The following is a 25,448-nucleotide window of genomic DNA, read 5'->3' as shown; positions in this document are numbered from 1 at the left end:
ATATGGGCGGTTTTTTTGGAGCAGCTTCAAAAAATGACTGCGTTACCGACGTTTTTTTCGGAACTGACTATCATTCACACCTCGGCACAAGACGCGGAGGTATGACCTCTTGGTCGGAGGAGCACGGATTCCAGAGAAATATCCACAGTATCGAGAATTCCCCCTTCCGTACCAAATTTGAAGACGATGTTGTTACTATGCGCGGCAAGCTCTGTATCGGCTGTATCAGCGATACGGACCCTCAGCCGATACTTGTCCGCTCAAAGCTCGGTATCTACGCGATATGCTCAGTAGGTATAATCCGCAACGCCGACGCCCTCGTTAACGAGCTTCTTGAAAAAGGCTGCGCTAATTTTGAGTCGATGAGCAGCGGAAATATCAACTCCGGCGACCTTATCGGCGCTCTTATCGCACAGAAGGATTCCTTCGTTGACGGTATACGCTATGCACAGTCAAAAATTGAGGGCACCATGTCCCTTATCATTCTGACTGAGAAAAGCATAATCGCCGCAAGGGACCAGTACGGCAGACTTCCTATTATCATAGGCAAGAGAAGCGACGGCTTCTGCCTTTCGACAGAGTCTTTCGCTTTCCAGAAGCTTGGCTACACCACATACAAGGAGCTTTCTCCCGGCGAGATAGCTGAGCTCACCTCTGACGAGTGCAAAACCATCGCTGAGGGAGATCCCTCAAAGATGAAGATATGCACCTTCCTCTGGACCTACTACGGATACCCCAACGCCGTATACGAGGGCGTAAACGTAGAGGTAATGCGTACCCGCAACGGCGAGATAATGGCTGAGAACGACATAAAGAACGGCAGACTTCCCGATGTTGACTATATATGCGGAGTACCTGATTCCGGAACTCCCCACGCTATCGGCTATGCAAACAAGAGTGGCATACCCTTTGCGAGACCATTCATAAAGTATACCCCCACTTGGCCGAGAAGCTTCATGCCAACAAATCAGAGCATGAGAAATCAGGTGGCTAAAATGAAGCTCATACCAGTACATGAGCTTATCAGCGGCAAAAAGCTCCTCTTCGTCGATGACAGTATAGTAAGAGGAACACAGATGAGGGAAACAGTGGAATTCCTCTATGAGCACGGCGCAAAGGAAGTCCATATGCGCTCTGCCTGTCCACCTATAATGTACGGCTGCAAGTACCTCAACTTCTCCCGCAGCACCTCGGAGATGGAGCTTATCGCCCGTCAGATAATCGACGAATTTGAAGGTCCCGTAGGCGTAAGACATATCGAGGAGTACAGCAATTCCGCAACAGAAAGAGGACGCAGGCTCAGAGATGAGATATGCAAGAGGCTCCGCCTTACCTCACTTGAATTCCAGACACTTGAGGGCACTGAAAAGGCAGTGGGACTCAACTCCTGCGGTCTCTGCACATACTGCTGGAACGGCAAGGAATAATCTATTGTAACCTATGTAGAGGCTGGCGTCCTCGGCAGCCCGTGAATATATACTCTTTGCGGGACGCCGAGGACGTCGTCCCCTGCATTTATGTCATGGAGGTAAATTAATGAACAACAGTTTTTCCGAAAGCTACAAGAAGGCAGGCGTTGACGTTACCGCCGGCTACAAGTCAGTTGAGCTGATGAAGGAGCATATCGCCCGCACCATGATAAAGGGCACTCTCTCTGGCATCGGCGGCTTCGGCGGTCTCTTCGAGCTCGATATGACAGGTATCAGCAAGCCTGTACTCGTTTCGGGCACCGACGGCGTCGGAACAAAGATAAAGCTCGCCTTCATCATGGACAAGCACGATACTGTAGGTATCGACTGCGTTGCCATGTGTGTGAACGATATAATCTGCTGCGGCGCAAAGCCCCAGTTCTTCCTTGATTATATCGCCTGCGGCAAGAACTACCCAGAGAAGATCGCAACTATAGTATCAGGCGTTGCTGAGGGCTGCGTTCAGGCTGAATGCGCACTCATAGGCGGCGAGACCGCCGAGCACCCCGGTCTCATGCCAGAGGACGAATACGACCTTGCAGGCTTCTCAGTCGGTGTTGTTGACAAGGACAAGATCCTCCAGCCCGATACACAGAAGGCTGGCGACGTACTCATCGCTATCAAGTCCAGCGGCGTTCACTCCAACGGCTTCTCACTGGTAAGAAGAGTATTCGACGTAAACGAGCAGAACCTCAAAATGCACTTCAATGACCTCGGAACTTCTCTCGGCGAATGTCTGCTCACTCCCACACGTATATACGTAAAGGCTGTAAAGAGCCTGCTTGACGCTGTTAAGGTAAAGTCCATATCCCATATCACAGGAGGCGGCTTCTACGAGAACATACCCCGTTCTCTCCCTAAGAACCTTGCAGCAAAGATTGAAAGGAACGCAGTGCAGGTGCTCCCCATATTCGATCTCATACGCAGAACAGGCGATATCCCGGAGAGAGATATGTTCAACACCTTCAATATGGGCGTCGGCATGGTAGTATCCGTTGACAGGAACGACGCTGACAAGGCTATAGCAGCTGTAAAGGCTGCCGGCGAGGACGCTTATGTGCTCGGCGAGCTCGTTGAATCCGAAGAGGGCGTTATCATCTGCTGATACAGCAATATACTTAACCGAACATCATAGCAGCAGCCGCGTAAATTATCCGAATACAACGCCTTGATGCTATCAGACTCAAAAGGGATATGTGGTTTGGAACAATTTAATCAAAGACGGTGATGTTTATGAAAATACGTAAATTCTTGGCTGCCGGGATCGCCTGCGCGATTCTTGCGGCAAACCCGGTATACACCGGCGCAGCCGGCAATATCGACATGGACTACAACTCAGACGGAACTGTGGACTGCTTCGATATGATCTCCGCGCGAAAGAACACGGAGATATCAAGGGCGGAAATAAACGCTCTCCAGAAGTTCCTGCTGGGCGTCAACGGCAAAACTCCCGCTGAATTCGAGATACCGGACTATCCTATCGACGAGAGCTGTATCCTTGAACCCAAGGACACGGTACATACCGGCGAGGGTACATTCTACGGCGGCGGATATACCGGAGGCCACGCCATGCTTGACCCTGTTTCCCACGACTACTGGATAGTCGCAATGAATCACGCCGACTACAACGAGGCGCAGCTGGCAGGCGCATATCTTGAGGTAACAGGCGAGCTGGGCACTATAAATATGCTCGTAACGGACGAGCTCCCCGAAGGCAAAAAGGGCGACCTCGACCTGTATACGGACGCTTTCCCCCTCATCGCTCCGGTGGAGAAGGGCAGAGTTCCCGTAAGCTGGAAGATAGTCCCCCTTGATACTGCTGAGAATGCTCCTATATCCTTCAAGTACAAGGAGGGCAGCACGGAGTTCTGGTGCGGAGTACAGGTGCGCAATCACCGCTACCCCATCACTAAGCTGGAATACCTCGATGAAAACGGCGAATTTGTCGAGATACCGCGCCGTCCCTACAATTACTTTGAATCCCGCAACATGGGCAAGGGTCCCTTCACCTTCCGTATAACGGATATCTACGGTCAGGTAGTCATAGATAAAGACATTCCTCTTTCCTACGACGATACGGAGATAATCCAGGGACACGTTCAGTTCCCGGAATAACAGGGTGAAGCTTTCTCCCGGCGCTATCGTTCTTTTGATACAGTAAACAGGAGGTACCATCAATGAAGAATATAGTCGTGCTCGTATCGGGCGGCGGCACTAACCTGCAGGCGCTTATCGACGCCGAAAAATCAGGTAAGATAAAAAACGGAAAGATCACCTGTGTGATCTCCTCAAAGCCTGACGCTTACGCACTTGAACGCGCTGCGAACAACGGTATCCCCGCAAGAGTGATACCGCGAAGGGAATACGCCTCCAGCGTCAGCTACAGTGAGGCGATACTTGAAGCTCTCAATGAAGAAAAAGCAGACCTTGTGGTGCTGGCAGGATTTATGACGATCCTTGATCAGTGCGTGACAAAGGCATACGCCTATAAGATAATCAATGTCCACCCTGCGCTCATACCCTCCTTCTGCGGCGAGGGCTTCTACGGACTCAAGGTCCATGAGGCTGTCCTTGCCTACGGAGTAAAGGTCAGCGGCGCGACCATACATTTCGTAAATGAAAAAGCCGACGCAGGCGCTATCATACTTCAGGGCACAGTCAACGTGGAAAACGATGATACTCCTGAGATACTCCAGCGCCGTATCATGGAAAACGTCGAGTGGAAGCTGCTTCCCGAAGCCGTTTCCCTCTTCTGTCAGGACAGGATAGAGATACGCGACGGAAAGGCTTACGTAAAGTGACATATGGCAAAGATAAAGGAATTATTTGAAAAACAGACCGTTCAGAAGCTGTTTCTCTGCTTCTGGATGTATGCGGTACTGGGCTGGTGCTACGAGGTATTCCTCGAAACAGTGGTCTATAAATGGGGGTTTCACAACAGGGGCAATATGTTCGGCCCCTACTGTCCCATATACGGCGTGGGAGCACTTCTGTTCCTGCTGTGCTTCAGCAGGCTAATGAAGAAAAAGGACGTGAAATGGCTGAATATAGTCAAACCGATGCTTATCTTCCTCGGCTGTATGGCAATAGCCACCCTTGTGGAGCTGATAGCTACCTACATACTCGAAGCAACAACGGGCTCATGGCCGTGGCAGACATACGCGCGGTACAAATACAACTTTCAGGCTCGTATCGCTCTCAGTACGTCCTTACGCTTCGGACTGGGCGGCTGGCTGTTCATGTATTTAGTACAGCCATTCTTTGACTGGCTTCTTGCAAAGCCGAAACGCAGAACTCTCAATATCATCACGCTTGCTGTGCTGGTTATAGTTCTCACGGACTTTATATTCACAAAGGCCACAGGCTACACTCCGAAATTAGCAGAAGCCGCTGTATTCATTCATCACATCGCAGCTATAACATAATACGAGGCATAAAAACATGAAAATAAAGGAATTATTGGAAAAGCAGACCATTCAGAAGCTGTTCCTGTGTTTCTGGATGTATGCTGTACTGGGCTGGTGCTACGAGGTCTTTCTCGAAGTAGTGGTCTATAAATGGGGTTTCACAAATCTTGGGATAATGTTCGGACCTTACTGTCCGATATACGCTGTGGGAGCGCTGCTGTTCCTGCTGTTCTTCTCAAAGTTCATGAAAAAGGAAGGCGGACTTCTTTTACAGATATCACGGCCGTTCATAATATTCTTCGGCTCCATGGCAGTCGCTACGGCTGTGGAGCTGGCAGGCACGTATATCCTTGAATATTTCACAGGCGGCTGGCCGTGGGATACCTATGCGGACTATGATATAAACTTTCAGGCAAGGATAGCGCTTTCCCCTTCTCTGAGGTTCGGCATGGGCGGAATACTTTTCATGTACTTCGTTCAGCCCTTCTACAACTGGCTTCTTGCAAAGCCGAAACCCAAGACTCTCAACATCATCACACTTGCGGTGCTGGTGATAGTTGTAACAGACTTCATACTCACGCTTATTTTAAGATACTGATATCATACATTACCCGAAAGGAGTTATTATTATGAAAAAGCTTGATCTTGCAAAGGAACTCAGCACAAACGCTTACCCCGGAAGAGGTATCGTCATCGGCAAGTCCGACTGCGGAAAGTACGCCGTAACAGCATACTTCATCATGGGCAGGAGCGAGAACAGCCGCAACCGCGTATTCATTGAGGACGGAAAGGGCATACGCACAGAGGCATTCGATCCTTCAAAGCTCACTGATCCGCACCTTATCATATACGCTCCCGTAAGAGTTCTCGGCAACAAGCTCATCGTTACAAACGGCGACCAGACCGACACTATCTACGAGCTCATGGACAAGCAGTACACCTTTGAGCAGGCTCTCCGCACAAGAGAGTTCGAGGACGACGCTCCCAACTATACTCCCCGTATCTCCGGAATACTCCGCTTCGGCGGCGAGGGCTTCAACTACGCTATGTCAATACTGAAAAGCGCAAACGGTGATCCCTCTTCATGTCAGAGATTCACCTTCAGCTATAATAACCCCATCGCAGGCGAGGGACACTTCATACACACCTATATGGGCGACGGTTCTCCCCTGCCCAGCTTTGAGGGCGAGCCAAAGCTCGTTAGCATAAGCGGCAGCATTGACGAGTTCACTGATATGCTCTGGAACAATCTCAATGCCGACAATAAGGTATCTCTCTTTGTCCGCTACGTGAACCTTGATTCCAATACCGAGGAGACACGTATCGTAAACAAGAACAAGTGATAACGCCGCCTTTCGGCTTAATCATTATGAAAATATCATTTGATCTTGATGAAACTCTGTTCGTAAATCCTGCGGAAGTCCCCACAGAGCCCGAGCTTAAATTCCCGTATAACAAGCTATACAAGGACAAGCTGAGAAAGGGCGCTGTGAAGCTTCTCACGGAGATAAACAAGTCCGATACAGAGCTGTGGATATACACTACCTCCAACAGAACGGAGCGCTATATCAACGGTATCTTCAAGCATTACGGCATAAGGATAGACAGCATAGTCAACGCCGTCCGCCACGAAAAAGAAGTGGCAAGGGGCAGGGCGAATTTCCCGTCGAAATATCCTGCGGCTTACCGCATAGACCTCCATGTGGACGACGAAAAGTCCGTCTACGAAAACGGTATCGCCAACGGCTTCCGTGTGTACCGTATAAGCAACGACGATGCAGACTGGGCTGACAATATCCGCAAAGAGCTTGAAAGGATAAGAAAAGTCAATCAGGCAGAGCAAAAGGCATAAGAATTATGAATTAATATAAGGAGGACATTAACAATGTCAAATGAAATGCAGTTAAAATACGGCTGTAACCCCAATCAGAAGCCTTCAAGAGTCTATATGGCTGACGGCAGCGAGCTCCCTATCGAGGTGCTCTGCGGAAAGCCCGGATATATAAACCTGCTTGACGCCTTCAACGGCTGGCAGCTCGTTAAGGAACTGAAAGCCGCTACAGGTATGTGCGCAGCCACCTCTTTCAAGCACGTATCTCCCGCAGGAGCTGCTATCGGCAGACCGCTCAGCGACGATCTCAAAAAGATATACTGGGTGGACGACCTTGGTGAGCTCACTCCACTTGCAAGCGCCTACGCAAGAGCAAGAGGAGCTGACAGAATGTCCTCCTACGGCGACTTCATCGCCCTCTCGGACAAGGTAGACGTATGCACCGCTAAAATGATACAGCGTGAGGTATCCGACGGCGTTATCGCTCCCGACTACGAGCCTGAGGCTCTGGAGATACTCAAGTCAAAGAGAAAGGGCACCTACTGCATACTCAAGATGGACGAGAGCTACAAGCCTGCTCCTATCGAGACTAAGCAGGTTTACGGAGTTTCCTTCGAGCAGGGACGCAACGAGCTGGACATAAACCGCGAGCTTCTCGCAAATATCGTTACAGACAACAAGGATATCCCCGACGACAAGAAGGATGACCTCCTTATCTCACTTATCACTCTTAAATATACCCAGTCCAATTCTGTATGCTATGTCAAGGACGGACAGGCTATCGGTATCGGAGCAGGTCAGCAGTCACGTATCCACTGCACACGTCTTGCAGGTCAGAAGGCTGACAACTGGTGGCTGAGACAGTCACCTCAGGTAATGGGACTGCAGTTCGTTGACGATATCCGCCGCGCAGACCGCGACAACGCTATTGATGTATACATCGGCGACGAGTACGAGGACGTTCTCCGCGAGGGTGAATGGCAGAGGATATTCAAGGTAAAGCCTGCCATATTCACACGTGAGGAAAAGAAAGCATGGCTCGCAAAGAACACAGGCGTATGCCTCGGCTCCGACGCTTTCTTCCCCTTCGGAGACAACATCGAAAGAGCTAAAAAGTCCGGCGTTGAATACATCGCAGAACCCGGCGGCTCGATCCGCGACGACAATGTTATCGAGACCTGCAATAAGTATAACATTGCAATGGCATTTACAGGCATTCGTCTGTTCCATCACTGATAACACAATCTGTCTGCTGCGGTCATTGTTCCTGACCGCAGCCTTATTATAAGGAGATTCCCATGAACAAGAAGATTATTACCGCAATACTTGCCGCTGCTGCAATCTCAGCAGCTTTATGCAGCTGTTCAGGTCAAAAGCCGTATGTTCCATCAAGTGAACATTCTGCTTCCGTACAGGCTGAAAAACTGGCGCTTAAAAAAGAAAATATCACTTACAACAAAGGCAATGTGACCTGCAGTGACTTCTCTTACTTTGCCGATCCGTCTCTCTGGACTTATACAGAGTCTTCTGATGATACCTGCGACTTCCGTATGAAAGCCTACAAGGAGCTCACCACCTGCGGTGTGGCGCTTTTCAGCTCTGACGAAAAAACACCCGGACAGGACGCGCAGACTAAGGTCCTTTCCGTTATAAACAATGCTGACGTTGTTTCCACCGGAACACTCGCCACAGCTGACAGGAACTTCTATTACTATGAATATTCCATAAATGAAGATCTTCACGCCAGAACATACATCGCTGACAATAACGACAAATACATCTGCGCTTACGTGGAAAGCAACAACTTCGGATACATCGACGGAAAAATAGCAGATCTTCTGAGCAGCATAGAGCTTGCTGACGCCAAATAAACATCTTGCAATATCTGCGGCATTATGCTATACTATAATTAATATTTGATCAATAACCGCTGTCAGACGGTCACTGCCCTGAAGGGCAAAACTGACATTGAACAATTAAATAATATCCAGACGGTTCTGCATTGTATTATTTTATTCAGGGGGAAAATATTATGGGCAGTTATCATTCAATTTCACTGAGGAAGCTATATATAACAGCCGCAGTGTTCTGCGGTATCTATCTCATGTTCTCGGTAATCGCATACATCCTTTCCGGAACATTGTTCGGCGCTCTTGCAGGCAGCTCCATAAAGGACGCTCACCCGGAAATGATGATATCAGGAAAATGCAAACTGCTGCTGTGTCTTACAGAACTGGTATGGCTGCCTTTTATCGCCTATATCATCAGCTGTACAGGCTGGGCGTTTTCGGCAAAGCGCTGCAAGCGCACTCTTAAAGCCGCACCTGCGCTCTGGATACTGGGCTTTGCAGCCGAACACGGACTGGCTCTGCTTATTTCCCGTTCTTCAATGACAGTATATACTTCAGAGAGCTGGCTGATACAGCGCACAGAGTATATCACATTCTTTTTCAGTATACTCCTCACAGGAGCGCTGGTACTGGTATGTACTGCTGCTGCTCTCGGCATTGACGAGGACAGACACGTTAAGCACCTTAAATACAAATGATCATGCAGCCATGATATAAGTAAAAAACTAAAGGGGTAATCAAAAATGAAAAAAGCTATCATTATCACAGGGGCAGTTATTGCACTGGCAGGAGCCGGATTCTTAGGCTTTGGCTGGTATCTGTCCGAACCGTCAGTAACTGTCAGCACAGACAGCTACAGCATTAAAGTTCCCAAGAGCTTCAAGCTCACCGATCAGAAGGACGATCTCAGGTTCACTTTCAAATGTCTCGGCGAAGAGATCAAAATAGAAGACATAACCCTGAACTGTACTCCTGAATTGTCAAACGAATTAATGGCTCATTATGCGTATGAAGAGGATGAAAACCTTGAAAAGCTTGAAGGATACCCGTATAAAGGCTACTTCATCTCATCAGATATCTTCATCAAAGATAAAAAAGAAACCTGTCTTTCCTATATTTTCGGAACAGATACTAATTTTCTTACCTTAAAATGTTTCTGCAGTCCTTCAAAGTCTGGCGTATTAAAAAAAGCAATGGACAATATCGCAAAAAGCGCAGTATATACGTCAGATTTCCGTATCGCCACAAAGTCCGGCATTTGTGATTATGACTTTGCAAGCGTTAATACAGGCATAAAATACAAATGCTACGACGGTACAGAAGAGAAGAAGATCAACGATGAAAAATGCCTTTTCCATTTACATGAAAACTATGAGGAAGCAGATGATATAAAGAAAACTTCCTTTCCTTTTATAGATATCGATGTATCTGAGTCTGATAAAGGGACTCCAGCTGAAATGGCAGACAAAGTCTTTCAGAATAAAGAAGAAAAAAAAGAGAAATTTGCTGTACTGACAAGAGATCAAAAGGAAATGTTCGGCTATAAATGCGAAAATGTATATTATGAGCAGGACATGAGTCTGGAGGGCGAAGCTCCCGATATAATCTGTATGGATGATTACTATTTCAGCAACGATACGGGACTTTACAGAATTTTTGCTGCATACCGCAAGGATTACGACGAAAATGACATAAAGGAAATGCTTGACGGCATAACTATAAAGGATATCAAATAACTATTTACATACAGGAGGAATACCCCAATGAAGAACGTATTAGTAGTCGGCGGAGGCGGCCGTGAACACGCCATAATAATGAAGCTGGCAGAGAGCCCGCAGGTTGGAAAGCTCTACTGCGCTCCCGGAAACGGCGGCATATCAAAGTATGCTGAATGCTTCAATGTTACGGCAACTGACGTTGACGGTATCGTTGCTCTCGCTAAGGAGCTCAAACCGGATATGGTAGTAGTAGCTCCCGACGATCCGCTTGTACTCGGTATGGTGGACGCATTGCAGGCAGAGGGCTTCATGACCTTCGGTCCCAAGGCGAATGCGGCTATTATCGAAGGCTCAAAAGTTTTTTCAAAGGAGCTCATGAAAAAGTATGGTATCCCTACTGCTTTCTATGAGGTATTCACTGATTCCGAAAAGGCTGTGGCTTATTTAAAGGAGCAGAACAGCTATCCGGCTGTAATAAAGGCTGACGGTCTCGCTCTCGGCAAGGGCGTAATAATCGCTCAGAACGAGGAGGAAGCTGTAAAGGCTGTCCATGAGATGATAGACGAGCTCAAATTCGGAAAGAGCTCCGCAAGGATAGTTATTGAGGAATTCCTCACAGGTCCGGAGGTATCTGTACTCAGCTTCACCGACGGAAAAACTATGATCCCCATGATATCCTCAATGGATCATAAACGCGCTCTCGACGGCGATCAGGGTCTGAATACCGGCGGTATGGGTACGGTATCGCCGAATCCATATTATACAGAGGATATCGCCAGAGAATGCATGGAAAAGATATTCATACCCACTATGAACGCCATGAACTCTGAGGGACGCACCTTTGAGGGCTGTCTTTACTTTGGCCTTATGATAACTCCGAAGGGTCCCAAGGTGATAGAATACAACTGCCGCTTCGGTGACCCGGAAACTCAGGTGGTACTCCCCATGCTGGACGCTGACCTCTATGAGATATTCGAGGCTATATACAACCACGAGCTTGACAAGGTGGATATAAAATGGCATAAGGGCAGCTGCGCCTGCGTAGTCATGGCAAGCGGCGGCTATCCGGAAAGCTATCCCAAGGGAATTGAAATGAACGGCTTCGATGACAAAGGTCAGGTGGAAGGCTGCTTCGTATACCACGCAGGTACAAAGCTCTCTCCCGACGGTAAATTCCTTACCAACGGCGGAAGAGTCATCGGCGTTACCGCAAAGGGCGACACTCTTCAGGCAGCTCTTGACAAGGCTTACGAGGGAGTTTCAGGGATAAGCTTTGAAGGAGCTCATTTCAGAAAAGATATCGGACAGAGAGCGCTCAGGGCTCTCAGCTAAGGAGCTGCTTACCTATGCATGAAAGACTGAATAAAGGACTGAAACTCAGCCTTATAGGCAATATTCTTTTCATTGCCTTCGGATTTATATGCTATATCTTCTACAAGACCTATACTCCGCATGGCATACATACAAGTATACTTGCTTTCATTGCTTATACCACTGAAATAGTCGGCTTTGCCCTGCTCATGTTCGGTGACTGGCTGATCGCAACTGCCATAAGATTCAGAGGTATTTTCAAGGCTGCATGGACATTCTATGTCATCTTTGAAACTGTGATGATGATAATGGAGCTCAATTCTTCAAAGATAGACTTCTATCATCCGTTTTCACTTCCGCTCGCTGTGATGCACGCTGTTATTACCGGAGTTGTATGCCTTACTTTTCTTCAGCTCGAACCAAATAACAAAAAACTGGAACGACTTGTAATAGTTTGCATATTGATAATCTTCGCAGGTATGCTTGGCAATCTCTTCCATATAAGAGTATACTTCAGTATAATCTCAAATGCTATTGCATTCATCATATTATTCGCCTCGATCATAAAAATGAAGAGACACGGAGATATTGAGATAGACTGCCACGGTGACAATGCACGTGTAGCAGAATTCAAAAGCACCTTTGTGGATGACTGATATCCTCTTGGCAGAGGCATACAGCGAAAATCATTGGATAATTAAAAATAAATAAGCATAAAAAGGCGAACCCGTTCATTCGGGTTCGCCTTTAAATTTTATATTGCTTTTACCGAACGCCGAGGACGGCGTTCCCTGCATCTTACTGTGCTGTAAGTGATGTACAGGTCACGTTCCCATTAGGCAACGTGGCAAGCCAGCGGGGGCTCCCCGCTTAATACATTCCGCCTGCGGGCATTGCAGGTGCAGCAGGTGTGTCTTCCTTGATGTCAGCTACAAGACTCTCTGTTGTGAGTACCATTGAAGCTACGGAAGCTGCGTTCTGGAGTGCGCTTCTTGTTACCTTTGTAGGATCTACGATACCTGCGGGTATCATATCTGTGTAAACCTCGTTGTATGCGTCGAAGCCGTAGCCTACCTTGCGTGAACGGATTATCTTGTCTACTATAACGCTGCCTTCAAGTCCTGCGTTCTCTGCGATCTGACGTACAGGTGCCTCAAGCGCCTTGAGTATGATCTTTGCGCCTGTCTTTTCGTCGCCTTCAAGTGTGGGAACGAGCTTGTTTACTGCCGGCATTGCGTTTACGAATGCTGTACCACCGCCTGCTACGATACCCTCTTCAACAGCTGCCTTTGTAGCTGCAAGAGCGTCCTCGATACGGAGCTTCTTCTCCTTCATCTCGATCTCTGTAGCTGCGCCGACCTTGATAACTGCTACGCCGCCTGCAAGCTTTGCAAGTCTCTCCTGAAGCTTCTCACGGTCGAAGTCGGAAGTTGTCTTCTCGATAGCGTTTCTGATCTGGGCAACTCTTGACTTGATAGCCTTCTTGTCGCCTGCGCCGTCTACGATGATAGTGTTCTCCTTCTGGATAACTACCTGCTTTGCCTGACCGAGCTGCTCAACAGTTGTCTCGTTGAGTTCAAGACCGAGCTCTGAGGAAATTACCTCGCCGCCTGTGAGCACTGCGATATCCTTCAGCATTTCCTTACGTCTGTCGCCAAAGCCGGGAGCCTTTACTGCGGCAACCTTGAATGTGCCTCTCAGATTGTTGAGTATGATAGTTGTAAGAGCTTCGCCCTCTACGTCCTCAGCAACGATAACAAGCTTCTTGCCCATCTTGACGATCTGTTCAAGAAGGGGAAGTATTTCCTGTATAGAAGATATCTTCTTGTCTGTGATAAGAATGAAAGCGTCATCGTAAACAGCTTCCATCTTGTCTGTATCTGTTACCATGTAGGGTGAGATGTAGCCTCTGTCAAACTGCATACCCTCTACTACCTCGCTGTAGGTCTCAGCTGTCTTGCTCTCTTCGATGGTGATAACGCCGTCAGAGGTTACCTTCTCCATTGCCTCAGCGATGAGCTTTCCGACATTTTCGTCAGCAGATGATACTGTACCTACTCTTGCGATATCCTCTGAGCCAGTTACAGCCTTTGAATTGTCTACGATAGCCTTTACAGCTGCGTCAACTGCCTTTGCGATACCCTTCTTCAGTACCATCGGATTTGCGCCTGCTGCGATATTCTTCATACCCTCGCGGACAATAGTCTGTGCGAGAAGTGTAGCTGTTGTTGTACCGTCGCCTGCTGCGTCGTTTGTCTTTGTGGCAACTTCCTTTACGAGCTGAGCGCCCATGTTCTCGAAAGCGTCCTCAAGCTCGATATCCTTTGCAATGGTAACACCGTCGTTTGTGATAAGGGGAGCGCCGAACTTCTTGTCAAGAACAACATTTCTGCCCTTGGGTCCCATTGTTATCCTTACTGTATCAGCAAGCTTGTCGATACCTGCCTGAAGTGACTTTCTTGCGTCTTCACCGTACTTTATATCCTTAGCCATAATTATCTACTCCTTTATAATATAGTTTACAGTTGAGAGTTTAGAGTTTAGAGTTGTCGTATCCCCTGACGGGGAAAGATCAAAAAAATTCCAATCAATCAGCGCAGCCGATACATTAACTCTCAACTCTCAATTCTCCACTCTCAACTTATTATGCATTATTTTACTGTTGCGAGAATGTCTTCCATTTTAACGATGATGTACTCTTCTCCCTCAAGCTTTACGTTTGTGCCTGAATACTTTGAAATGAGCACCTTGTCACCCTTCTTTACTTCCATTTTTACATCTGATGTTCCGGGACCTACCTCAACGACCTGTGCTACCTCCGGCTTTTCCTTTGCCGAACCGGAAAGAATAATACCGCTCTTGGTAGTCTCCTCTGCTTCTACCATTTTTACGACAACTCTGTCCTGTAAAGGTTTGATAGTCATAATATATACCTCCTGATAATTAATTACAAGTTCAAGTTTAGCACTCTTTCTCTGCGAGTGCTAATTATATTTTACCACCTTTTTACAATAAATCAAGCCTTTTCTGCAAGCTTTCACAATTTTTGGCGCTATGTACAAATATCAGCTTTTCAAGTGAATTTTTATGTGCTGTAAGCTGAGCGGTCTGCGTTCTTATCCCCGAATTCCCACATCAGCAGCACTGTCATAATTATCAGCATTACCGACGGTACCGCTGTTTCCGAGCCGTATCCGCCGACACTTGCTGTCGATACTTCGATCACCTCTTTCGCCATGAAATATGGCAGCAGCATTCTGCTTATCATATAGCTCAGCACCGCTGCCGCTGACCTGAGCATTATCAAAGGTCTCAATGACAACTCCCCGGCTGTCAGTACCGACATCTGGAACAGCACACATAATCCGCCGAAGGATACAGCTCCGCTTACAAATGGCAGCAGCAGAAGGTCGCCGCGTGGAAGTCCTTCCACGTTCGTGACATCTGTCAGCGCGGCGACCACAGCCTCGCCGCAGCTGCGGTCGAGGCGCAGGAGCTTCGCAAGAAGCTCCCCTGCTGCTGCCGTGACGCCTGTACGTATAAAAAATGCGGTCATTACAGAAAAAAATGCTATCATTATACAGATATCTGCCATTGCCCTGCCGCTGCGCAGTACGCAGCCGGTCAGCATATCCGCAGATATGCTGACCCTGCGTCGGATCGGCGGCTGCTTTGCAGCCGCCCTGCGCAGCGGCACTGACATTATAAGTGCAAGGATAATATTTGCGGATACAGTTGAAAGCAATATCAGTTTTCCTGCATTGCCGGAGCGAAATATCTGAGATGATATGCAGCCGTATATGAACGCAGGACCCGCTCCGAAGCACAGTCCGGAAAGCAGTTCAGCCCGCTTTTTCGGTATCCGTCCTGAAGCACTCTCCTCTGACAGCATTTTCATGCCGACAGGATAACCTGCAAACATACTGAATATGAATACCGCGAACTCATTCTTATCCATACCGAACAGCAGCCTGACGGGCTTGCCGAGCCAGTCAGGCAGAATTTCTGTTATACCGCTCGTTACGATCAGAGCGGAGACCGTTATCATCGCAAACAGCGATGGTATGACGACATTCATACAGCGACGGATACTGCTCCCCACAGCTTCGGAAACTGCCGCAGTGTCAAAAATGCAGAAGGCAAGGACTGCTGCTGTAATGCATATTTTCACTGCTGCAGCCGCTCTTGCGGCATATTTTCTCATAATCATCACCCCATAAATCATATTATTGGAAGTGAAAAAATATACGGGAGTGACACTTATGTTTGAATGGCTCACGGAGCTGACACGGCAATCATTTTACCTTGATACAAGTATGCATATATCCGGCAGAAATGAGCTGATTATAGAAAACTGCCGAAGGATAGAGGAATGCAATGAAGTGTTCATGAGATTCCTGTCAGGAGGCATATATGTCAATATCCGCGGCAGCGGACTCAGAGCCTACGATTTCAGAACAGGCGGACTTGTGGTGCGCGGCTCCATAGACCAGATAGAATTTGAGGAAAGGAAGAAAAAATATGAGTCTGAGGATAAGAAGATGCATGAGAATAGACGCGCAGGGCAGAGAACTGAATAAATTCATGAACGCTATGCACGAAAACAGGATAGAGTGCCGCGGACAATACTGCCGCAGCAACGTCCTTCACGGAGATGTGATGCGCCGCGATATCAAAAAGCTCCGCCTTGTCGCCGAGGAGTACGGTATCATACTGAAAACAGCCGCGTATGACAGCGTTTTTGAAAGGCTTTCCCGCTACAGAAAAAGGATAGGTCTGCTTGTTGGTATGATACTCGCTGTTTTTACTGCCGTCTGCTTCTCAGGTGTGATCGAAACTATAGAAATACAGGGAAATACAACTGTGAGTGATCAGGTGATACTCGCTGCCCTTGCAGAACTCGATATCAGAACAGGTACTCCGCTGTTCAGAATAGACCTGCACAGCTGTGAAAGCAGGCTGCCTTTCATGATAGATGGCGTCGCGTGGGCAGGTATGCACCGTACCGGCAGCCGTGTCGTCGTACAGATACGCGAGGAAGCTCCAAAGCCGGAAAAAACAAAAGGAAGAGTCCCCTGCAATATCGTGTCGAGCCATGACGCCGAAATAACCTCTGTGCTTGTACGCTCCGGCAATGCAGTACACGCTGTCGGCGATTACGTTCAGGAGGGTACTCTCCTTATCAGCGGAGTTTACGAATCAGAAAACAGACATATCTCTGTATACCACGCTATGGGCGAAATACGCGGTATATACAGCGAAAATGTCAGCTTCTCCGCAGCTTTCCGAAGCAACGAGTATTCTCCCACAGGCAGGAGCGATACCAAACGTACCCTCCGGCTTTTCAGCATTGATATCCCATTGTATTTCAGCGTCAGTAAATACCGGGACTATTCCTCGGCGTACTCTGAAAATCCCCTCGTATTATTCGGGAAAAAGCTGCCGATAAGTATAAAACGGACTGAGATCAGCGAAACAGCCCGTACTGAAAAGGTCTATACCGCCGACGAGCTCAGGGAAAAGCTTATGGAAAGGGTGGATACCTACGAAAAGAACTTCCTCGGCAGCGGCATCAGTGTGATCAGCAGAGACATAACAGCTACGGCAAACGATGATTCACTTACCCTGAATGTCTCCTACAGACTGGAGGGCAGCATATGCCGGCAGCAGGAAATATTCATAAAGTGACCTTGGTACAGTATGTACCGGACAGGTCCCTCACCATGTAACAGAATAAGTGTATATCTGCCGATTTTTCTGCAACTGTTGCATTTTTCAACAGTTTGTGATATAATGTAATCAGTATTTGATCGGGGGTAGTGAAAAATGAAGCGATTATTAAGATTATTGCCACTTTTGGCAGTTGTTTTCGGACTTGTCTTTTTTCCTGCAAAGCCTCTCCCTGCCGGCGCTTCACCGCGGCGTGCGGACTTCGGCGACTTTTCCGGCGATTCCGATTTCGGTGACAGTGGTGGCTGGGACAGCGGAGGCGACAGCTGGGACAGCGGCGGCTGGGACAGTGACAGCGGAGGCGGATACAGCGGCGGAGGCTACTCAGATGACGGCGATGCCTGCGGGATAATATTCATAATTATCATTATCACAGCTATTGTCCTTTTAGTAGCATACTTCTCACCGCGCAACAGACAAATACTGAATACGCCATATAATCCGAGGCTGCCTGCAAGAGATCTGCGTCCGGTAAAAGAATACCTCAGTGTTGATCCCTCATTCAGCGAGGAACAGTTCAGGGACAAGGTATCCAATCTCTACGTGCAGTTCCAGAACGCATGGCAGAACAAGGACCTGTCTCCTCTGAGACCGTACCTCACGGATACCTACTTCGCGCAGATGGATAATCAGCTCAGCAGATACCGCCAGAACCGCCAGACCAATATGGTTGAGAGGATAGCGGTACTGAAAACAGAGGTACTCGGCTGGATCCAGGACGCCGGCTTTGACGAAATGATAGTCAAGCTCGAAACAAGGATAGTGGATTACGTAGTGGACGACGCTACAGGCAATATCGTCCGCGGAAGCAGGACAGCAGAGAAATTCATGACATATGAATGGACGCTTGTCCGCAAAAACGGTGTAGTCACATCACGCTCAACAGGCATGACGAGCCATGTCTGCCCGTACTGCGGCGCAAACGTGAATATGAACCAGTCTGCGGTATGTGAATACTGCGGCTCGGTACTCACAACAGACGAATTCGACTGGGCTGTATCCAATATAAAGGCACTCTCCCAGCGAACAAGACAATGACATCAAGGCTTCCGGACTGCGGAAGCCTTGATATTTAGGGGGATATATGAAAGAAAGACTTCTTATATGCGACTGCTCGCCCGGACTCGGCAAGCTGATACTGCGGAGATTTGTCAGTATGGGAATAGCCGCCGACTGCTGCCGCGGCAGCATAGCTTCGATACACAGGGCGCTGTCCGCGAAAAAATACACCTGTATCCTTGTTTTTGCCTTCTTCCCTGACGAAAAAATACTCAGTCTTCTGAAGGACGCAGCCGACAGCGGTATGACCGCTTTTGCAGGGCTTTACTCCTCTTCCGTCTCAGACCATAACGAATTCAGACGGCAAGGCGCCGCTCTTACCTTTTCACTGCCCTGCTCTTTAGTCAGTCTGTGCAAAAGTATCCTTATCCGCGCCGGCAGCAGGAATACTCTGCTTTCACAAATGGAGATCTTCCTCGAAGGAACAGGTATGCCGCGCAAGCTGAAAGGCTTCGGCTGCCTTGCCGATATCTCGGTGCTCTGCCTTGAATCACCAGAAAGACTGTGGGGCGGTATCATGGGAATATACGAAGAAACTGCCGGAAAGCTCTCGGTAAATGCCGCACAGGTTGAAAGAGCTGTGCGGAACCTCGGCGACCATGCCGCTCAAAACGGAGCAATATCACGGCTTACTGAGGGCAGACTGTCAGATAGACCAAATAACACCGAGCTTATTTGTGCAGTATGCGATGGGTTTACTCGCCGTTAGCACATTTTTTGTACCCTTTTTTTGTAAAAAATAACTTAAAATTATAACACTAATTCAAAAAATAGTGATTTTTGATTGACATTTTTGTAAAACTGAGTTATAATTAACTTAATATCTTATAAGCAGGCGGATATGCCTGTATTGTGTCAAATACTTTCTTTGCGAATGGCGCAAAATAAGGGGAAGTATATGTTGAATACGGAAGGAAGGTATTAAAAATGGCTAACGAAAAAAATCCAAAGGTCCTTATAGTAGACGATGATAAAAACATCTGCGACCTTCTCAGGCTCTATCTTGAAAAAGACGGATACAGCGTCCTCCTCTGCCATGACGGCGACGACGCTGTTGTAAAGTTCAAGGCATTAAGCCCGGATATGGTGCTGCTCGACATCATGCTGCCCGGAAAAGACGGCTGGCAGGTCTGCCGTGAGATCAGAAAGATCTCCAACGTCCCGATCATCATGATAACGGCAAAGGGGGAAACCATTGACAAGGTAATCGGTCTTGAGCTCGGCGCCGATGACTATATCGTAAAGCCATTTGACGCAAAGGAAGTCATTGCCCGTATCAACGCAGTTACACGCCGCGTCGGAACAGGTATGGCTGAACCGGAACAGAAGGAAGTCCACTATGACAGACTCTCTGTCAATATGGACAGCTATGAACTCAAGGTAAACGGCAAGAATATCGACACTCCTCCCAAGGAGCTCGAACTGCTTTACTACCTTGCTTCCAATCCTAACAGAGTATACACCAGAGATCAGCTCCTCGACGAAGTCTGGGGCTTTGAATACTACGGCGATTCCCGTACCATCGACGTACATATCAAGCGTCTGCGTGAAAAGCTTGAGGGAGTTTCCGACAAGTGGGCTCTCAAGACTGTATGGGGCGTCGGATATAAATTCGAGGCAGACGAAGAGGAATAAGCTCATATAACTCCAGAACATCAAGGGGACTTTTGTCCCCTTATTTTGTATTGAGGTGATACTATTGAAAGGCAGAAAGAGCTCTTATGACAAGCTGTTCATATTCCTTGTTATAATTATCTTTTCAATAAATATCATACTGGGTATAGTCGCTATAACCATCAGTTCGTCAGTATATAAGTCAAACAGGCTCGAAGAGCTCCAGAAGATAGGCGACCTTTTCACAAGCTGTATGCAGGACTGCTATGCGGAAAATATGAATACCCGTTCAACGACCATAAAAAACCTGCATAAGAAATTCTCAAGCAAATATCACCTGATGATATATATTTACGACGAAAACGGCAACTGCGTCCTCTCAGACGCGGATTATGAGGAGAAGCCAAAGAAGGTCGTAAAAAACAGCGAAAAGATCTCGGAAGCTGAACGGGAAAGGCTTATTCAGAAGGACTACAGAGCGATGGAGACAAAAAGCATATCCGTAAACGAACCGTATATGCTCTATGCTACCTGCTTCTTCCTGACAGGTAAGAACGAACTCATACCCGACCGTATGTATGCTAAATTCTATACCAACTCAAATGACGTGAATTCATTTGCGATAAAACTGGCGGCATTCTACACGATGTTCTGCCTGCTTAACATTTTCATACAGATATTCGTACTTAACCGCAGGATCAAGAAACTCTCGGCATATGAAAACGAGTTCAGACGTGTCAGCGAACAGTACGCAAAACGCGATTTCTCCGAGACTATCCCCACTAATGTGCCGTATACCACTCCGGAGATAGCCGAGTTCGTAAATACTGTCGCCGCAGACGTTGCCAAGAGCGAGGAAACGAGCAAGACCTTCATCGCAAATGTTTCCCACGAGCTGAGAACTCCTATCACCACAATCGGCGGCTTTGTTGACGGCATACTCGACGGTACTATCCCCAAGGCAAGACAGAACGGGTATCTTGTACTGGTCTCAAAAGAGATTAAGAGACTGCGTATACTTATCTCGTCAATGCTGAATATGTCACGCTTTGAGACAGGTACCCTCAGACCCAATTTCCGCGACGTAAACCTTACTGATATCGTTATACAGACCGTTCTCATGTTCGAGAAAAAGATAGAGGACAAGCACCTTGACGTTGAAGGTCTCGGAAGCGACCGTATGACCGCGGAAGTGGATCCCGACCTCATACAGCAGGTAATATACAACCTTGTGGAAAATGCCGTAAAATTCGTGAACGAGGGAGGTATCCTCTCTTTCAGCTTTGAGCGTTCCGTAAACGGTTCATGTACCATAGGCATAAGGAATACCGGCGAAGGTCTGAAAAACGATGAGATACAGCAGGTATTCGACCGTTTCTACAAGACCGATTCTTCAAGAGGCAAGGACACTACAGGACTTGGTCTCGGTCTCGCTATTTCAAGAAAGATAATACATCTCCATCACGGTCATATAGTTGTTAAAAGCGTGTACGGAGAATATACGGAGTTTCTCATTCAGCTTCCGGAGAAACAGCCGAAAAAGAAAGGATAATAAATGGACGATAAGGATAATATCTATCAGGACACATCTGAAGATAAAGGCTCGGATGAGCCATATGTGCCAAAGCATGAAAAGGAACCGGACAATACCGCTCAAAGCAGCGGTAACGCCGGCACGACCGGCGTCCATGCCGACCGGATACCGGATTACAGCTACGGACAGCAGGACTACCGCCAGCCGCAGAATAACGGCTTCGGACAACAGGGCTACCACCAGCCCCAGAATAACGGCTTCGGACAGCAGGGCTACCACCAGCCCCAGAACAACGGCTTCGGACAGCAGGGCTATCATCAGCCGCAGAACAATGGCTTCGGACAGCAGGGCTACCACCAGCCCCAGAACAACGGCTTCGGACAGCAGGGCTATCATCAGCCGCAGAACAACGGCTTCGGGCAGCAGACGGGCGGCTACAGCGATCAGCCCCGCAGACCTGTATACGATCGCTTTATGTATGAACCCATCGGCTTTGAAGAGCTCGACCGCGCTAAGGCAGGTCAGGATGCGGAAAACGAAATACAGTCAAAGCAACGCTCTAAAAGTGAAAGACATATACTCCTGCTGTTTGCAATACTTGTTGCTCTGTCAGCTTTTATTTCTGTATTCGGTATCTGCTTCGATCTTATCAACAGCAAGAACATTATCAACAAGATAGGCAGACAGAATCAGGTCATTCTCTATAAGGAATCAAAGCCCGAAGGCGCCACCGATCTTGAAAACTTCAAGGACGGAAACGGAAAGTATACTCCTGAGGGAGCTGCCGCGCTTGTTAAACCGTCTATAGTAAAGATATATACCTACGCCGACTACTCAGGCTATGCGGCTAAAAAAGCTGTGGGGACAGGCTCAGGTATCGTTCTCAACGAGGACGGATATATCGCTACAAATGCCCATGTACTCGAAGCCGAGGGCTACCACAGGATCGAAACGATAGACGGCGACTTCTATGACGCTAAACTCATCGGCAGAGATACCAAGACCGATATCGCCGTTATTAAGGTAAATGCTCCTGACCTTACCCCTGCTGTTCTGGGAGATTCCGACGAGGCAGTCGTGGGTGAAACCGTAATAGCTATCGGAAATCCGGCTAATCTTTCGGGTACGGTCACTGACGGCATTATCTCAGCAGTTGACCGTAAAATAAGAAGCGATTCGACCGGTTTTGAAATGAAGTGCTTACAGACAAACGCAGAGATAAGTCCCGGAAACTCCGGCGGCGCTCTCGTTAATATGTACGGTCAGGTAATAGGCATAACTTCTTCAAAATACGTCAGCAGCGACCTTGAGGGTCTCGGCTTTGCCATTACAATAAACGAAGCTGCTCCCGTTATCGAGGAGCTTATAAAGAACGGCTTCATTTCAGGCAGGTTCAGGATCGGTATACACCTTCTTGATATGGGAAATGAAGCAAAAAAAGAAGCCATCGAGGAGCGCATGGGTCAAAAGCTTCCTGAGGACTTCAAGGGAATATACATCGACTCGCTTGACAAGGACTGCGATATCGCAAACACTGCCCTTAAAAGCGGCGATTTCATCGTTGCCATAAACGGCAAATCCATATCCACATACGATGAGCTATACGAAACTATAAGCAGTCAGTACGAAGCAGGAGACAAGGTCCCCGCAACCTGCGCAAGCATTGACAAGAACGGTGAAGTAAGCTACTATGAGATAGAGTTCAAGCTGATGGAGGATACCTCCGGCAATTACTGATCCATAAGTTTTTTCGGGCGTTTTGAGTTTACGCCCGCAACTCCTCCTGCCGCACCTGTTAAGGTGAGCAGGAGGAGCTTTTTTATATCTGAAGGAACTCCGGTAAAAACTGCTCCGCATATACTCAGTACAGCATACATTATTACTCCGCAAAGCGAACCGCTGAACAGTCCCCTTCGGCGGCGGTGCTTGCCGTATATGTAGGCTCCTGTGTACGCGCCGAAGCCGAGTGCCGTGCCTGCAAAGCCCCTGACCAGCTTCATATCACCCATGACATAGAACAGCAGGGCACTGAGCAGGAACGCTGCCGCCGCCGTACATATGAATCCGCAGCTCAGCGCCGCAACGGCGCTGAGCGAACCGTTTGTCCATATACTGCGTCTGTATCTGCGCATAAAAAACCTCCGCATGGAATTCTTGTAAATTCTATGCGGAGATATATTTTTTTATTCTTCCTCGTCCTGATTTTTCTTTTTTGACTTCTTTTCCTCAGCGTCGTCATCAACAACTGCTGCGGATTCAACAGTGCTTTCTGAAGAAGCAGAAGATGTTTTACGTGCTGCCTTAGCTTCCTTCAGTCGCTCTGCAGCTGTTACATTCTCTGTGATAGCCCAGTTCTTGATCCTGAGCTTGTGCTTTGCGCCGCCGGTCTCGATAACTACTGTATCCTCGCCGACGCTTACGATGATACCAACGATACCGCCGCCTGTAACGACTTCATCGCCTACCTGTAAGCTCTCCTGCATTTCCTTGAGCTCTCTGTCACGCTTTTTCTGCGGTCTGATAGCCACAAAGTAAAGAACGGCGAACATAGCCACAAGCATAAACAGCGTGCTGCCCATTCCGGGAGTTGCCGGCTGCTGTGCAGCTGCTCCGTCGGAAGCAGACTGAGCTTCCTCTGCGAAGGCTGTCAGGGTGGTATATCCTGCCATAGCAGCTGTTGAAGCAGCTGCCGTAATAATGCTCATTAACTTTCTTATCTTCATAATATTACTCCTGTCTGGATTGGTTTTATTTCATACAATGGTTATTATAACACATATCCTTTTGTTTTGCAAGTACTTTTCTTCGATTTTCCGCTTTTTTTATGGGCTTTCTCAGATAACGGGGGTAACTTATTAAAAATGAAAAAGCCGTTCCCTTTTCGGGAACAGCTCGCATATAAATATTATACATCTATATCATCATCTTCACTATTTTTATTATCATTATCCTCTTCATCGTCAATCATATTATCTTCATTAATACTTGTTTGCGAACTTCCTCCTAATAAAGAAGTGGCCGCCAAGCCAAAAAATGCAGCAATTCCAGCAACTCCAAGCGCCATTCTTTGTAAAAACTTTTTATTTTCGGTATCTTTCTCCCCTTTCATCTTTGCCACTATTATCATTTTATCTACAATTTTCTCTCTTTCATCTGACGTGATATTATCCTTTTCGAGTTCTTTTTGAAGAGTATTTATAATGGTATTACACGTCAAATAAAATTCATCTTGACTTTTGTTGTTATGTTCAATTGTTTTATCCATTGCTTCTTTAAACTGAAAAATAATGCTACAAGCCATATCTTTAAATTCTGGAAACTGTTGCAACGCAGCTTTAGCAACCTCTCTATCCATATATGGCAACATGGAAGCGAACTTAATTACTTTATCTTTTGTCATATGTCTAAAATCAGGTATTCCGAGCTTCTTTAGCACCTTTTTCTCTGTTAATGTTCTTTTCATATATATCCCCACCTAAAAAATCTAATCTAAAGTACTTTTTTATATTATATCATATATTTGTGTGTTTGTAAACACTCTAACTGTGTTTTTGTCATTTATTCACAATCAGCTATAAATAAAAAGCCGTCCCCTGACGGGAACGGCCTTTATACTTATTTTATTCGATCAAACGAGCTTGATGATAGCCATTTCAGCAGCGTCACCGTGGCGGGGACCGATCTTAACGATCTGTGTGTAACCACCGTTTCTCTCTGCATACTTGGGAGCGATCTCGTCGATAAGCTTCTTAGCAACGGACTCCTTTGTGATGTATGAGAATACCTGACGCTTGGAGTGCAGATCATCATTTTTACCGATAGTGATCATTTTTTCTGCAACTGCACGAACTTCCTTTGCTCTTGTTACGGTAGTTTCGATCTGACCGTTCTCAAGCAGGAAAGTTACCATGCCTCTGAGCATAGC

Annotated in this window: 28 protein-coding genes; 21 read left to right on the top strand and 7 right to left on the bottom strand. The window is 47.4% G+C overall.

Annotated features, from left to right (window positions below):
- Positions 1-2 precede the first annotated feature (2 nt).
- The 14 genes from QZZ36_RS08145 to QZZ36_RS08080 all read left to right on the top strand — a co-directional run bounded on the left by QZZ36_RS08145 (position 3) and on the right by QZZ36_RS08080 (position 12,242).
- Positions 3-1,427: an amidophosphoribosyltransferase gene (locus QZZ36_RS08145; protein WP_295079739.1), complete on the top strand. Its 1,425-nt coding sequence runs from the start codon at positions 3-5 to the stop codon at positions 1,425-1,427.
- A 109-nt stretch (positions 1,428-1,536) separates the two neighbouring features.
- Positions 1,537-2,574: a phosphoribosylformylglycinamidine cyclo-ligase gene (gene purM, locus QZZ36_RS08140; RefSeq protein WP_295079736.1), complete on the top strand. Its 1,038-nt coding sequence runs from the start codon at positions 1,537-1,539 to the stop codon at positions 2,572-2,574.
- 128 nt (positions 2,575-2,702) lie between these two features.
- Complete coding sequence (locus QZZ36_RS08135) at positions 2,703-3,584, top strand: expansin EXLX1 family cellulose-binding protein (RefSeq protein ID WP_295079733.1); 882 nt, start codon at positions 2,703-2,705, stop codon at positions 3,582-3,584.
- 62 nt (positions 3,585-3,646) lie between these two features.
- Complete coding sequence (purN, locus tag QZZ36_RS08130; protein ID WP_295079728.1) at positions 3,647-4,270, top strand: phosphoribosylglycinamide formyltransferase; 624 nt, start codon at positions 3,647-3,649, stop codon at positions 4,268-4,270.
- Between the two features lie 3 nt (positions 4,271-4,273).
- Positions 4,274-4,894, top strand: a complete 621-nt coding sequence (locus QZZ36_RS08125; protein WP_295079725.1) for a putative ABC transporter permease — start codon at positions 4,274-4,276, stop codon at positions 4,892-4,894.
- 16 nt (positions 4,895-4,910) lie between these two features.
- Positions 4,911-5,474, top strand: coding sequence for a putative ABC transporter permease (locus tag QZZ36_RS08120; RefSeq protein WP_295079722.1), 564 nt, complete (start codon positions 4,911-4,913; stop codon positions 5,472-5,474).
- 31 nt (positions 5,475-5,505) lie between these two features.
- Positions 5,506-6,219, top strand: a complete 714-nt coding sequence (locus QZZ36_RS08115) for an IMP cyclohydrolase (RefSeq protein ID WP_295079719.1) — start codon at positions 5,506-5,508, stop codon at positions 6,217-6,219.
- Between the two features lie 26 nt (positions 6,220-6,245).
- Positions 6,246-6,728, top strand: coding sequence for an HAD family hydrolase (locus tag QZZ36_RS08110; RefSeq protein ID WP_295079716.1), 483 nt, complete (start codon positions 6,246-6,248; stop codon positions 6,726-6,728).
- Between the two features lie 33 nt (positions 6,729-6,761).
- Positions 6,762-7,943: a phosphoribosylaminoimidazolecarboxamide formyltransferase gene (locus QZZ36_RS08105; protein WP_295079713.1), complete on the top strand. Its 1,182-nt coding sequence runs from the start codon at positions 6,762-6,764 to the stop codon at positions 7,941-7,943.
- A gap of 62 nt (positions 7,944-8,005) precedes the next feature.
- Positions 8,006-8,578, top strand: a complete 573-nt coding sequence (locus tag QZZ36_RS08100; RefSeq protein ID WP_295079710.1) for a hypothetical protein — start codon at positions 8,006-8,008, stop codon at positions 8,576-8,578.
- Positions 8,579-8,739: 161 nt separating this feature from the next.
- On the top strand, positions 8,740-9,255 hold the full coding sequence (locus QZZ36_RS08095; protein WP_295079707.1) for a hypothetical protein: 516 nt from the start codon (positions 8,740-8,742) through the stop codon (positions 9,253-9,255).
- Positions 9,256-9,300: 45 nt separating this feature from the next.
- On the top strand, positions 9,301-10,293 hold the full coding sequence (locus QZZ36_RS08090) for a hypothetical protein (RefSeq protein ID WP_295079704.1): 993 nt from the start codon (positions 9,301-9,303) through the stop codon (positions 10,291-10,293).
- 27 nt (positions 10,294-10,320) lie between these two features.
- Complete coding sequence (gene purD, locus QZZ36_RS08085) at positions 10,321-11,607, top strand: phosphoribosylamine--glycine ligase (protein WP_295079701.1); 1,287 nt, start codon at positions 10,321-10,323, stop codon at positions 11,605-11,607.
- 14 nt (positions 11,608-11,621) lie between these two features.
- Positions 11,622-12,242 carry a hypothetical protein gene (locus QZZ36_RS08080; protein WP_295079698.1) on the top strand — a complete coding sequence of 207 codons (621 nt, stop codon included), beginning with the start codon at positions 11,622-11,624 and terminating at the stop codon, positions 12,240-12,242.
- 214 nt (positions 12,243-12,456) lie between these two features.
- Here the strand turns inward: QZZ36_RS08080 and groL are convergent, their stop codons facing one another.
- The 3 genes from groL to QZZ36_RS08065 all read right to left on the bottom strand — a co-directional run bounded on the left by groL (position 12,457) and on the right by QZZ36_RS08065 (position 15,790).
- A complete protein-coding gene (groL, locus tag QZZ36_RS08075) occupies positions 12,457-14,079 on the bottom strand; it encodes a chaperonin GroEL (protein WP_295079695.1) in 1,623 nt (540 codons plus the stop codon).
- A gap of 158 nt (positions 14,080-14,237) precedes the next feature.
- The gene (locus QZZ36_RS08070; RefSeq protein ID WP_164163433.1) at positions 14,238-14,510 is read right to left on the bottom strand and encodes a co-chaperone GroES; all 273 of its coding nucleotides are present in this window, start codon (positions 14,508-14,510) and stop codon (positions 14,238-14,240) included.
- Between the two features lie 161 nt (positions 14,511-14,671).
- A complete protein-coding gene (locus tag QZZ36_RS08065; protein WP_295079690.1) occupies positions 14,672-15,790 on the bottom strand; it encodes a hypothetical protein in 1,119 nt (372 codons plus the stop codon).
- A 58-nt stretch (positions 15,791-15,848) separates the two neighbouring features.
- Here QZZ36_RS08065 and QZZ36_RS08060 point away from each other — a divergent pair, with 58 nt between their 5' ends.
- The 7 genes from QZZ36_RS08060 (at position 15,849) to QZZ36_RS08030 (ending at position 23,260) form a co-directional block, all read left to right on the top strand.
- Positions 15,849-16,166: a YabP/YqfC family sporulation protein gene (locus tag QZZ36_RS08060; RefSeq protein WP_295079688.1), complete on the top strand. Its 318-nt coding sequence runs from the start codon at positions 15,849-15,851 to the stop codon at positions 16,164-16,166.
- Positions 16,108-17,274: a sporulation protein YqfD gene (locus QZZ36_RS08055; RefSeq protein ID WP_295079685.1), complete on the top strand. Its 1,167-nt coding sequence runs from the start codon at positions 16,108-16,110 to the stop codon at positions 17,272-17,274. Before QZZ36_RS08060 ends, QZZ36_RS08055 begins: the two co-directional genes overlap by 59 nt.
- A 138-nt stretch (positions 17,275-17,412) precedes the next feature.
- Positions 17,413-18,354, top strand: a complete 942-nt coding sequence (locus QZZ36_RS08050) for a Tim44-like domain-containing protein (protein WP_295079682.1) — start codon at positions 17,413-17,415, stop codon at positions 18,352-18,354.
- Between the two features lie 46 nt (positions 18,355-18,400).
- Complete coding sequence (locus QZZ36_RS08045) at positions 18,401-19,084, top strand: sporulation initiation factor Spo0A C-terminal domain-containing protein (protein WP_295079679.1); 684 nt, start codon at positions 18,401-18,403, stop codon at positions 19,082-19,084.
- A gap of 218 nt (positions 19,085-19,302) precedes the next feature.
- Complete coding sequence (locus QZZ36_RS08040) at positions 19,303-20,010, top strand: response regulator transcription factor (RefSeq protein ID WP_295079676.1); 708 nt, start codon at positions 19,303-19,305, stop codon at positions 20,008-20,010.
- A gap of 64 nt (positions 20,011-20,074) precedes the next feature.
- The gene (locus tag QZZ36_RS08035; protein ID WP_295079673.1) at positions 20,075-21,541 is read left to right on the top strand and encodes a HAMP domain-containing sensor histidine kinase; all 1,467 of its coding nucleotides are present in this window, start codon (positions 20,075-20,077) and stop codon (positions 21,539-21,541) included.
- A 3-nt stretch (positions 21,542-21,544) separates the two neighbouring features.
- Positions 21,545-23,260 carry a trypsin-like peptidase domain-containing protein gene (locus tag QZZ36_RS08030; protein ID WP_295079670.1) on the top strand — a complete coding sequence of 572 codons (1,716 nt, stop codon included), beginning with the start codon at positions 21,545-21,547 and terminating at the stop codon, positions 23,258-23,260.
- On the opposite strand, the gene QZZ36_RS08025 is transcribed toward QZZ36_RS08030, so the two are convergent.
- The 4 genes from QZZ36_RS08025 to rplQ all read right to left on the bottom strand — a co-directional run.
- The gene (locus tag QZZ36_RS08025) at positions 23,254-23,655 is read right to left on the bottom strand and encodes a TIGR04086 family membrane protein (protein WP_295079667.1); all 402 of its coding nucleotides are present in this window, start codon (positions 23,653-23,655) and stop codon (positions 23,254-23,256) included. The two genes, QZZ36_RS08030 and QZZ36_RS08025, sit on opposite strands and share 7 nt — an antisense overlap.
- Before the next feature lie 51 nt (positions 23,656-23,706).
- Positions 23,707-24,246: a preprotein translocase subunit YajC gene (gene yajC, locus QZZ36_RS08020; protein ID WP_295079665.1), complete on the bottom strand. Its 540-nt coding sequence runs from the start codon at positions 24,244-24,246 to the stop codon at positions 23,707-23,709.
- Between the two features lie 182 nt (positions 24,247-24,428).
- Entirely contained in the window at positions 24,429-24,986 is a 558-nt protein-coding gene (locus QZZ36_RS08015; protein ID WP_295079662.1) for a hypothetical protein, read from the bottom strand.
- 165 nt (positions 24,987-25,151) lie between these two features.
- On the bottom strand, positions 25,152-25,448 hold a 297-nt coding region (gene rplQ / locus QZZ36_RS08010), incomplete at its 5' end, for a 50S ribosomal protein L17 (protein WP_295079659.1).

This window comes from Ruminococcus sp. (assembly GCF_016287535.1).
Taxonomy (GTDB): Bacteria; Bacillota; Clostridia; order Oscillospirales; family Ruminococcaceae; genus Ruminococcus.
This window is presented reverse-complemented; position numbering and strand designations above follow the sequence as displayed.

Bases quoted from the DNA above. Each gene is read 5' to 3' on its own strand.
- QZZ36_RS08145 (WP_295079739.1), top strand. From the start codon at position 3: ATGGGCGGTTTTTTTGGAGCAGCTTCAAAAAATGACTGCGTTACCGAC.
- purM (WP_295079736.1), top strand. From the start codon at position 1,537: ATGAACAACAGTTTTTCCGAAAGCTACAAGAAGGCAGGCGTTGACGTT.
- QZZ36_RS08135 (WP_295079733.1), top strand. From the start codon at position 2,703: ATGAAAATACGTAAATTCTTGGCTGCCGGGATCGCCTGCGCGATTCTT.
- purN (WP_295079728.1), top strand. From the start codon at position 3,647: ATGAAGAATATAGTCGTGCTCGTATCGGGCGGCGGCACTAACCTGCAG.
- QZZ36_RS08125 (WP_295079725.1), top strand. From the start codon at position 4,274: ATGGCAAAGATAAAGGAATTATTTGAAAAACAGACCGTTCAGAAGCTG.
- QZZ36_RS08120 (WP_295079722.1), top strand. From the start codon at position 4,911: ATGAAAATAAAGGAATTATTGGAAAAGCAGACCATTCAGAAGCTGTTC.
- QZZ36_RS08115 (WP_295079719.1), top strand. From the start codon at position 5,506: ATGAAAAAGCTTGATCTTGCAAAGGAACTCAGCACAAACGCTTACCCC.
- QZZ36_RS08110 (WP_295079716.1), top strand. From the start codon at position 6,246: ATGAAAATATCATTTGATCTTGATGAAACTCTGTTCGTAAATCCTGCG.
- QZZ36_RS08105 (WP_295079713.1), top strand. From the start codon at position 6,762: ATGTCAAATGAAATGCAGTTAAAATACGGCTGTAACCCCAATCAGAAG.
- QZZ36_RS08100 (WP_295079710.1), top strand. From the start codon at position 8,006: ATGAACAAGAAGATTATTACCGCAATACTTGCCGCTGCTGCAATCTCA.
- QZZ36_RS08095 (WP_295079707.1), top strand. From the start codon at position 8,740: ATGGGCAGTTATCATTCAATTTCACTGAGGAAGCTATATATAACAGCC.
- QZZ36_RS08090 (WP_295079704.1), top strand. From the start codon at position 9,301: ATGAAAAAAGCTATCATTATCACAGGGGCAGTTATTGCACTGGCAGGA.
- purD (WP_295079701.1), top strand. From the start codon at position 10,321: ATGAAGAACGTATTAGTAGTCGGCGGAGGCGGCCGTGAACACGCCATA.
- QZZ36_RS08080 (WP_295079698.1), top strand. From the start codon at position 11,622: ATGCATGAAAGACTGAATAAAGGACTGAAACTCAGCCTTATAGGCAAT.
- groL (WP_295079695.1), bottom strand. From the start codon at position 14,079: ATGGCTAAGGATATAAAGTACGGTGAAGACGCAAGAAAGTCACTTCAG.
- QZZ36_RS08070 (WP_164163433.1), bottom strand. From the start codon at position 14,510: ATGACTATCAAACCTTTACAGGACAGAGTTGTCGTAAAAATGGTAGAA.
- QZZ36_RS08065 (WP_295079690.1), bottom strand. From the start codon at position 15,790: ATGAGAAAATATGCCGCAAGAGCGGCTGCAGCAGTGAAAATATGCATT.
- QZZ36_RS08060 (WP_295079688.1), top strand. From the start codon at position 15,849: ATGTTTGAATGGCTCACGGAGCTGACACGGCAATCATTTTACCTTGAT.
- QZZ36_RS08055 (WP_295079685.1), top strand. From the start codon at position 16,108: ATGAGTCTGAGGATAAGAAGATGCATGAGAATAGACGCGCAGGGCAGA.
- QZZ36_RS08050 (WP_295079682.1), top strand. From the start codon at position 17,413: ATGAAGCGATTATTAAGATTATTGCCACTTTTGGCAGTTGTTTTCGGA.
- QZZ36_RS08045 (WP_295079679.1), top strand. From the start codon at position 18,401: ATGAAAGAAAGACTTCTTATATGCGACTGCTCGCCCGGACTCGGCAAG.
- QZZ36_RS08040 (WP_295079676.1), top strand. From the start codon at position 19,303: ATGGCTAACGAAAAAAATCCAAAGGTCCTTATAGTAGACGATGATAAA.
- QZZ36_RS08030 (WP_295079670.1), top strand. From the start codon at position 21,545: ATGGACGATAAGGATAATATCTATCAGGACACATCTGAAGATAAAGGC.
- QZZ36_RS08025 (WP_295079667.1), bottom strand. From the start codon at position 23,655: ATGCGCAGATACAGACGCAGTATATGGACAAACGGTTCGCTCAGCGCC.
- yajC (WP_295079665.1), bottom strand. From the start codon at position 24,246: ATGAAGATAAGAAAGTTAATGAGCATTATTACGGCAGCTGCTTCAACA.
- QZZ36_RS08015 (WP_295079662.1), bottom strand. From the start codon at position 24,986: ATGAAAAGAACATTAACAGAGAAAAAGGTGCTAAAGAAGCTCGGAATA.